This is a genomic window from Candidatus Symbiopectobacterium sp. NZEC135 (assembly GCF_025962695.1).
Genome location: NZ_JAGFPF010000253.1, coordinates 1 through 2,103, shown reverse-complemented (window position 1 = coordinate 2,103; position 2,103 = coordinate 1). Strand labels below are relative to the sequence as shown.

Below are 2,103 nucleotides of genomic sequence, written 5' to 3'. Positions count from 1 at the left end.
CTGCGACATTCCGAGACAGGTTACCGCGATCATCGCGCGGGAATGCGCCAGGGCATTCATAAAGATATCCAGCCCATCGCCTTCCTGGCCCATGATGTTATGTGCTGGCACTTCGCAATTTTCAAAGCGCAGATAAGCATGCCCAGCCCCTCGGCATCCCATCATGTGCGGCATCGGATCAATGTAGTAACCGGGGGTATTCGTTTCGATAAAGAATGCGGTGAGGCCGCCCTTTTTCCGCTTGGCTTCATCGGTAACCGCTATCACGTAGGAAGCATCGGAAATATCGGTGTGTGAGATCAGCGTTTTACTGCCATTGAGTATATATTTATCGCCCTTTCTTACCGCCGTGGTGCGAATATCAGCCCCCGAACCGCAATCGGCTTCTGTCAAAGCAAAGTTGATGTAAGCCTCTTTATTGGCCAGTTTGGGCAACCATTTTGCGCGCAGATCTTCTGCCCCGTGATCGTGAAGAATTCGCCAATTCAAGCCGTTGGCATGATGCAGATTCATGCGCATCCCACCAGGGCCGCGACAAAATTCTTCCATTACAGCAAAGAATTGCTCGCAGTTAAGTCCCATGCCGCCATAGGTCTCAGGGATGGCCAGACGAAACAGATCGTTTCTGCGGCAAACATCATAATAGGCATCGGGAAAAACATTGGTTCTTTCCACTTCCAACTGTAATTCTTCCAAATCATTTTCCGTCACACGGCGAATTTTTTCTTTCAACGCAACCAGTGCCTGCTCTGATAATAGGGCCATGATATTACTCCATTTAGAATGAGTAGATTTATTGTGTGTTCCCGTTTCTAAACTGAGTATAGATTTGGTGCTAATTATCCAACCAGCGACATTTAAAACACAAAACTGGACAAATCAAACATAAAATAAAAAATCATTTAAAATCAATGAATAAAAGAAAATTAAAAAAGTAATCAGTGCTGAAATAGCCTATGATTTATTATTTCATATGATTATTATTTTTAGGATCGATTTATCCAGGAAAATAAATAAAATGTCTATGGGATTATTTTTCTTTCACGTTATTTTAATGGAAATATTCATCACAGAAATATGATCTGCGGAGGTTTATAATGAAGTTATTATCCACTACGCCAAAAAACAGTAAACCTACGGCGACACAGCGCTCAATGCGCCACAAAAATAGCACCAAACCCTCCTTTTACATGCCGATACCCCAGTTCTACCAGTGTGAGCGCTGCCTGCGCCTGATGATCGACGTTGCTGGCAACAACCCATCCCAGCCACCTGATTGCTGTGGTCACGTAATGAAACACCTTCTCGCACAGACACCTGACGATGCTCATCACATCACTCTCACGGTAAGAGGCGGTTTCGAGAGCAATAGCCTGAGCGTCACTGTCGGTCAACCTGTACACCCAATGACGCTCCCGCATCACATTGCCTGGGTGTATCTGCATACCTTCCAGGGGGGGCAGTTAAAATTTATGGCCCCAGGAGAAGAAAGCACAGTGATGTTTGCCCTGGCAGATAAAGATGCCTACGTTTATTGCGATCGCGCCATATGCAAAGGGCGCGACTGCAAATTCAACTGTAAGCGTGGTTTTTGTGTATGGATCTATTGTAACCAACATGGATTGTGGCATTACAGCCTGTAGCCGCTATTGCCGATCTCTCGTTGTCGATCTCTTATCACTCATCCCTCACACATCATCACCCTGAAAATCGGTGCGTGATCGTCCACTCATTTGATAATAAAAATAGTTATCATTTACTTTTAAAAAGAGTAAACGCCCATTAAGATACGTCATGTTATTTCAAATTATTACAAAAGATGCATTTAACATGGATGTTACATTCAGCCGAAATGCACGTGCTTTACTGCTGCCACCATCAGGCATGGATGCATTGGCGCTTAATGCATATCACTCGCGAACCGGCCTTTAATATCTCTATTTTGATGATTTAAAACGACAAAAAAAATCACAGTATTTTTTCTTTGCGCGCTTCAACCACGGAGTTTTTTAACATGCAGCAAAATGTACCACGCCGCCTGGTTTTTAATACCCTGTGTCCCAGCCTTTTCGCCACAGGGTTGTCCGTCCTTTCCACTGGGCG

At 44.4% G+C, this 2,103-nt stretch carries 3 protein-coding genes; 1 reads left to right on the top strand and 2 read right to left on the bottom strand.

The window, feature by feature from the left end; translation table 11 throughout:
* Positions 1-732 (bottom strand): acyl-CoA dehydrogenase family protein (locus J5224_RS25565; RefSeq protein WP_264628006.1); only part of this gene is annotated, 732 nt, incomplete at its 3' end.
* Between the two features lie 419 nt (positions 733-1,151).
* A complete protein-coding gene (locus tag J5224_RS25560; RefSeq protein ID WP_264628008.1) occupies positions 1,152-1,445 on the bottom strand; it encodes a hypothetical protein in 294 nt (97 codons plus the stop codon).
* Between J5224_RS25560 and J5224_RS25555 the strand changes: the two genes are divergently transcribed.
* Positions 1,407-1,643 (top strand): class II SORL domain-containing protein, encoded by a 237-nt coding sequence (locus J5224_RS25555; protein WP_264628007.1) that lies wholly within the window; start codon positions 1,407-1,409, stop codon positions 1,641-1,643. The genes J5224_RS25560 and J5224_RS25555 overlap by 39 nt on opposite strands.
* Positions 1,644-2,103 lie beyond the last annotated feature (460 nt).

Coding starts and splice junctions, on each gene's coding strand:
- J5224_RS25560 (WP_264628008.1), bottom strand. CDS start 1,445: ATGCAGATACACCCAGGCAATGTGATGCGGGAGCGTCATTGGGTGTAC.
- J5224_RS25555 (WP_264628007.1), top strand. CDS start 1,407: ATGACGCTCCCGCATCACATTGCCTGGGTGTATCTGCATACCTTCCAG.